The following is a 6,302-nucleotide window of genomic DNA, read 5'->3' as shown; positions in this document are numbered from 1 at the left end:
CCCCGATCGCCGAGAGCGCGTCCGCCCCGGCGCCTGCGGCGGCGTTTGCGGCCGCCGGCGCCGGGGCGGACGAGGCGGGCTGCGCCGCGTAGCCGGCCCACTGCGACAACCAGGGAAGGTCAGGCGCGGGGTCGGTGGCCGGTGGGTTTTCGTCCTCGTCCTCCGTGTCGGCTCGCGGGCCGGCAGGCGCGTCGCCGGGCCGGGCCGGGCCGGACGAGGCGGGGTGATCCAGGGCCTGTGCGGCCGATGCCAGGTGCTCGCCGAAGCGTTCGTCGGCCTGGGCCGAGTCGGAAGCAGCCGAAGACGGGGGCGCGATGGGCAGGGCGAGGTGCGCGGCGGGCAGGGCATTCATAGCGCGTATCCGGTGGGCGTGCCGAAGCTGCGGCGGTTGGCGAATTCGTCGATCTGTTTCTGCAGGCGCTTGGCCTCCGACGTTTCCAGGCGCTGCGCTTCGCGCTGGGCCAGGATTTCCAGGGACTTGAGCTTGCGCTCCTCGTTGAAGAAGGCCGCGCGGGTGGCGTTCATGTGCGAGGCGCAGCGTTCCACTTCCCGCTTCTGCTGGTCGACGGCCTCGGTCAATTGCTGGATGAAGCGCGCGTAGTTGCCGACCAGCGTGCCGTCCATGCCGATGCCCGTCTGGTTGCGCATGCGGGTCTCGTAGTCGGACCGGTAGTTCTCGATCAGCACCAGGCGCTCGCGGGCGCGGGAATGCGCCGCGGCAGCCTGGGCGAACTCCTGGGCGGCCTTGTTCTTGCGGCCTTCGGCAAGTTCGATCAGCGTGGCGAGGGTGGAGGTGGACGTCATGGCGGGCCTCTGGGGCTTCTCGGGATCAGGCGGCACCGCCGAAATGCTCGGCGATGGCGGTCATGAGGGACAGGCTTTCGGGGAACGGCGCGCGCGCCTGCATGTCCTGCTGCAGGAAGTTGCTGATGCTGTCGTGCGCGGCGATGGCCTGGTCGAGCTCGGGGTCGGTGCCCGGGACGTAGGCGCCGACCTGGATGAGGTCGCGCGACCGCTGGTAGCGGGAGAACAGCTTCTTGAGCGTCCTGGCGTGGCGCTGCTGGTCCGCGCCGACGATATTGTGCATGGCGCGAGAGATCGACTGCTCGATGTCGATGGCCGGATAGTGGCCGGTGTCGGCGAGCGCGCGGTTCAGTACGATGTGGCCATCGAGGATGGCGCGCGCGGAGTCGGCGATGGGGTCCTGCTGGTCGTCGCCTTCGGTCAGTACGGTATAGAAGGCGGTAATCGATCCGGCGCCGTGCGTGCCGTTGCCGGCCCGCTCCACCAGCGCTGGCAGCTTGGCGAATACCGAGGGCGGATAGCCCTTGGTGGCAGGCGGTTCGCCGATGGCCAGGGCGATCTCGCGCTGGGCCATGGCGTAGCGGGTGAGCGAGTCCATGATCAGCAGCACGTTCTTGCCCTGGTCGCGGAAATGCTCGGCCAGCACGGTGGCATAGGCCGCGCCCTGCAGGCGCATCAGGGGCGCGGCATCGGCCGGTGCGGCGACGACGACGGAACGGGCCAGTCCTTCCGGGCCGAGGATCTGGTCGATGAACTCCTTGACTTCGCGGCCGCGTTCGCCGATCAATCCCACTACCGTGACATCGGCTTCGGTGTAGCGGGCCATCATGCCGAGCAGCACGCTCTTGCCCACGCCCGATCCGGCGAACAATCCCATGCGTTGCCCTCGGCCCACGGTCAGCATGGCGTTGATGGCGCGCACTCCCACGTCCAGCGGCCGCTCGATCGGTTGCCGCTCGATGGGGTTGACCGGCCGAGCGGCCAGCGGCGCGCGATGGGCGGCGGAGATCGGCCCCAGCCGGTCGAGCGGCCGGCCGGCGCCGTCGACCACCCGACCCAGGAGCGCATCGCCCACGGGCAGGTGCTTGGTGGTCTCTTCCGGCGCGGCGCCGTCCGCTCCCGGTTCCGCTCCGTCGGGATAGGAGGGGGCGAGCCGCTGGACTTCGAGCGGCATGACCAGCGAGCCGGCGGTCAGTCCGTGGATTTCGGTGGATGGCATCAGGAACAGGCGTTCGCCGTTGAATCCCACGACTTCGGCCTCGGCGGCGCGATCCTGTCCCTGGACGACGCGGCACGTGCTCCCCACCGGCAGTTTCAGCCCCGTCGCTTCCATGACCAGTCCGGCCACGCGCGTCAGGCGGCCCGAGGCCGCGACGGGCGCGGCCGTGCGCACACGGGCGGCGCAGCCGTCCAGGAAGCGGGCGAGGCTGGCTGCGGGGTCATGCACCGCGGTCGCTCCAGGGCGCGTCCTGGCCCAGCGCCGCAAGCGTGCGCTTCCAGCGCGTCGGCAGCGTGGCGTCGATATCGGACTGGTGGGTGGCGATGCGGCAGCCCCCGGCCTCGATGCCGGCATCCTCGACGATCTTCCATTGGCCCAGTTCGAGTTCTTCTCCCAGGTGAGCCCGCACCAGTTGCACGTCGGCCGGATGCAGCAGCAGTTGCTTGCCCGTTTCCCCGCCGATGAGCTGGTTGAACGCGTCCCGCACCACCGCCAGCACCACGTTGTTGTCGAGCGAGAGTTCGCGCTGGATGACCTGGCGCGCGATGTCGACGGCCAGGGCCAGCAGGCGTGGCGCTAGTTCGCTTTCAAAGCGGTCGAATACGCCGGACGCGGCCTGCGCGATCGCCCGCAGCCGTTCGGCTTCCTGCCGGGCGGCGGCGCCGCCGTGGTCGTACCCGGCCGCGTAGCCCTCGTCGAAGGCGGCGGTCTTGATGCGCTCCACCTCGGCCGGATCCACCGCCGGCGCCGGTTCGGCGGGCGCGGGCGGGGGGGCCGGAAGTGCCTCGGCGGCGGCCGGCGCGGCGGCTTCTTCGCGCGCGCGCCGTTCGGCCTCTTGCCGGGCGGAGGCCAGCGCAAGCTGGATGGCCCGCTTTTCCTCGGCGGTCTGCGGCTGGCGCCGCGACCCGGCCTGCAGCGAGCCATCGACGAAGGTGTCCAGTCGCCAGACGGGGAGGTGCCGGCCTTCCTCGGCCCGCAGTATCCGCTTCGGCGCCAGCAAGGGCTCAGACATATTGCTCCTCGCCGATGCCGTTCACCGCCAGGTCGCCGGATTCGGTCAGGCGGCGGGCGATCTTCAGGATTTCCTTTTGCTGGGCTTCGACCTCGGATATCTTGACCGGACCCCGGACCTCGAGGTCTTCGCGCAGCTGCTGCGCGGCGCGGGTCGGCATGCAGCGGAACACCTTGGCCCGCAGTTCGGCGCTGGCGCCCTTGAGCGCGAGGATGAGCGAATCGGGCGTGACTTCGCGCAGCAGCAGTTGCATGCCGCGGTCGTCGGCGTCGATCAGGTTCTCGAAAGTGAACATCTCGTCGATGATGCGCTGGGCCAGTTCCGTGTCCACCTGCTTGACGATGGAGAGGATCTGGTGCTCCGACGAGGAGCCGACATAGTTCAGTATGTCGGCCGCGGTCTTGACGCCGCCCAGCTTGCGGCGCTTGATCTGCTCATTGCCCGACAGCATCTTCAGCAACACGTCGTTCAGCTCGCGCAGGGCCGCGGGCTGGATGCCGTCCAGCGTGGCGATGCGCAACAGCACGTCGGCGCGCACGCGCTCGGTCAGGTGGTTGATCACCGCGGCCGACTGGTCGGCTTCGAGATGGACCAGGATCGAGGCGATGATCTGCGGGTGCTCGTGGCGAATCAGCTCGGCCACGCTTGCCGGGTCCATCCACTTCAGGCTTTCGATGCCGGAGGTATCGCCGGTATGCAGGATCCGGTCGAGCAGGAACCCGGCCTTGTCGGCGCCCAGCGCTTTGGTCAGCACGCTGCGCAGATAGGCATCGGCATCGGCGCCCAGACCGGTATGCGCGCCGATGTCCGTCTCGAAACGCTGGATTACCTGGTCCATGGCCTCGCGGGCGATGCCCTGCATGCCGGCCATTGCCGTACCCAGTTTTTGCACTTCGCGCGGCGACAGGTACTTGAGCACCTCGGCCGCTTCTTCCTCGCCGAGGGTCAGCAGCAGGATGGCGCCGTCGGTCACGCCTTGTTCGGTATCCATATTGGCAACATTCGTCATGACAGCTCACCCGCGCCGGAGGCCCGTTCCGGAGATCGGCCGCGCACGGCTCCGTACGCATTCTCTTTCCTATTGCGCATCGTTGACCCACTGGCGGATGACGGTGGCGACGATCTGCGGATTCTCGCGCGCGAAGCGGCGGACTTTTTCCAGCGGATCTTCCGGCAGGTCCTCGGCGGCGGCTTCGGCGGCCGCCTCGACGGCGGCCGCAGGATCGACCGCCTGGAAAACCGGATCGGGAGGCGGGGGCGGGGCCGTCAGCTGCTTGATGGCGGGGCGGATGACGCCGATGATGAGGTAGAGCACGGCCAGCGCCAGCACCAGCGCCACGCCGATGTCGCGCGCCAGGTTGACGAATTCCGGCTGCTGCCAGAATGCCTGTTCGGCGGACGCGTCGCCGGCCGTCTCGTTGAAAGGAATGCTGATGACCGAGACCGAGTCGCGCCGCTGTGGATCGAATCCCACCGCCTCGCTCACCAGGGCCTTGATCTGCGCCAGCTCCGCGTCGCTGAGCGGGGTGCTTACGGTTTCCCCCTTGACCACGCTGGTGCGGTGGTTGACCACCACCGCGGCCGACAGGCGCTTGATGCGGCCCACCGGCTCGCGCACGTAGCGCACGGTCTTGTCGAGCTCGTAGTTCGTGGTGTCGGCGCGCTTGACGTTCTGCGCGGGCTGCTGCTGGGTGCCGGGCGCCGGCGGGTTGGTCGGCGCGCCGCCCGTGGTCGGCGCGATGGCCACGCCGGGCGGCGTATTGCTGAGCGAGCCGGGTACGCCGCCGTCCGCGCCCATGGCAGGTTCGCGCGACTCCGAGCTCTGGCGGCTGCGGATGGCGGCCTGCTCCGGCGCGCCGCCGTTGGGACGGTAAATCTCGTCGGTCTGCTCGTGCCGGCTGAAGTCCAGGTCGATCGCTACCTGGGCGCGCAGGTTCTGCGCCCCGACGATGGGCGAGATCAGCTCGGCGATGCGGCGCGTGTACTGGCGCTCCATGGTGCGCAGGTACTCGAGCTGGGTCGCGTCCAGGCCGTTGGGATCGGTATCGTCGGCCGACAGCAGCGTGCCGGTCTGGTCGACCACGCTCACCGCGCCGGGCGCCAGTTGGGGCACCGAGGAGGACACCAGGTGGACGATGCCGGCCACCTGGCCGCGCTCGAGCACCCGGCCGGGCAGCATTTGCACCAGCACCGATGCGGTGGGCCGGTTCTGCTCGCGCATGAAGATGCTGGGCTTGGGAATGGCAAGATGGACGCGGGCGCTCTTGACCGTGCCCAGGCTCTGGATCGAGCGCGCCAGTTCGCCTTCGAGCGCGCGCTGGTAGTTGACCTGTTCCTGGAACTGGGTGAGGCCGAGGCGGCTGTTGTCCATCAGCTCGAAGCCGACGTTGCCCGCGCGGGGCAATCCTTGCGAGGCCAGCCGCAGCCGCACTTCGTGCACCTGGTCGGGCGGCACCAGGATGACGCTGCCGCCGTCGGCCACGCGATAGGGGACTTTCTGCTGTTGCAGCGCCGCGATGATGGTGCCGCCGTCCTGGTCGGAAAGGCCGCTGAACAGCACGCGATACTCGGGCGCGCGGGTCCAGAGCAGGGTGGCGACCACAATGGCCACGAGCATGGGAATGCCCACGAGCAGGGCCAGCCGGTGGCGCGCGGGCAGCCTGCCGAACGCCTCCAAGAGCTTGTTGCGTGGGGCCCCGGCGGCGGGCGGGTTCTGCGTGTCGTCGGCCATGTACTGAAGCGGGCTCCGAATGCCAAAAGTCGGGACGCCCTGGCGAGCGTCCCATTTTCTACGGCTTGTATTATTTGATGCGGAATGTTACGGCCAAGGAAGGAATAAGCGGGATTTGCCCCTGTACTTCCCCGGCTGGAAAAGCGTGGTCGCTTCTATCATGCAGGGATCAGCCACCATGGAAATGCAGATGGACCGGATCCACGACGTGCTCGCATCTTCCCAGGGCCAGCCCGCCGGCATGGCGCGTGCCGCCCAGATGCTGGCGCGCCCCGACTCGCTGGCGCAGGGCGCGTCTCCGGCCCCGGCGGCCGGCGCGTTCTCGAACGTGCTGGTCGAGGCCATCCAGAGCGTGCAGCGCGCCCAGGGCGAAGCTTCCGCCCTGCAAAAGGCCTACCAGCAGGGCGACCCCGAGGTCGGCCTGGAAACCACCATGATCGCGATGAACAAGGCCAGCCTGTCGTTCCAGATGCTGGCCCAGGCCCGCAACCGCGTCATCGCCGCCTACAACGAAGTCATGAACATGCAGGTGTAGC

The 6,302-nt window shown here is 69.0% G+C and carries 6 protein-coding genes and 1 pseudogene; 1 reads left to right on the top strand and 6 read right to left on the bottom strand.

Features of this window, described 5'->3' with window-relative positions; genetic code table 11:
* The 6 genes and pseudogenes from CDO44_RS17005 to fliF all read right to left on the bottom strand — a co-directional run.
* Nucleotides 1-352 (bottom strand): annotated as a pseudogene (locus CDO44_RS17005) (hypothetical protein); the annotation flags it as partial.
* Nucleotides 349-804, bottom strand: a complete 456-nt coding sequence (gene fliJ, locus CDO44_RS17000; protein WP_087781439.1) for a flagellar export protein FliJ — start codon at nucleotides 802-804, stop codon at nucleotides 349-351. The gene fliJ and the pseudogene CDO44_RS17005, both read right to left, overlap by 4 nt.
* A 25-nt stretch (nucleotides 805-829) precedes the next feature.
* On the bottom strand, nucleotides 830-2,152 hold the full coding sequence (gene fliI / locus CDO44_RS16995; RefSeq protein ID WP_369824689.1) for a flagellar protein export ATPase FliI: 1,323 nt from the start codon (nucleotides 2,150-2,152) through the stop codon (nucleotides 830-832).
* Between the two features lie 91 nt (nucleotides 2,153-2,243).
* Nucleotides 2,244-3,035, bottom strand: coding sequence for a flagellar assembly protein FliH (locus tag CDO44_RS28130; protein WP_087781437.1), 792 nt, complete (start codon nucleotides 3,033-3,035; stop codon nucleotides 2,244-2,246).
* Entirely contained in the window at nucleotides 3,028-4,026 is a 999-nt protein-coding gene (fliG, locus tag CDO44_RS16985; protein ID WP_087781436.1) for a flagellar motor switch protein FliG, read from the bottom strand. The genes CDO44_RS28130 and fliG overlap by 8 nt, the downstream gene beginning before the upstream one ends.
* Before the next feature lie 87 nt (nucleotides 4,027-4,113).
* Nucleotides 4,114-5,766, bottom strand: a complete 1,653-nt coding sequence (fliF, locus tag CDO44_RS16980; protein ID WP_087781435.1) for a flagellar basal-body MS-ring/collar protein FliF — start codon at nucleotides 5,764-5,766, stop codon at nucleotides 4,114-4,116.
* Between the two features lie 190 nt (nucleotides 5,767-5,956).
* Here fliF and fliE point away from each other — a divergent pair, with 190 nt between their 5' ends.
* The gene (fliE, locus tag CDO44_RS16975; protein ID WP_233146227.1) at nucleotides 5,957-6,301 is read left to right on the top strand and encodes a flagellar hook-basal body complex protein FliE; all 345 of its coding nucleotides are present in this window, start codon (nucleotides 5,957-5,959) and stop codon (nucleotides 6,299-6,301) included.
* The last annotated feature ends 1 nt before the right edge of the window (nucleotide 6,302 follow it).

The organism is Pigmentiphaga sp. NML080357 (assembly GCF_002188465.1).
In the GTDB taxonomy this organism is placed as follows: Bacteria; Pseudomonadota; Gammaproteobacteria; order Burkholderiales; family Burkholderiaceae_B; genus Pigmentiphaga.
The sequence above is the reverse complement of the archived record's forward strand: the minus strand, read 5'-3'. Positions and strand labels throughout refer to the sequence as shown.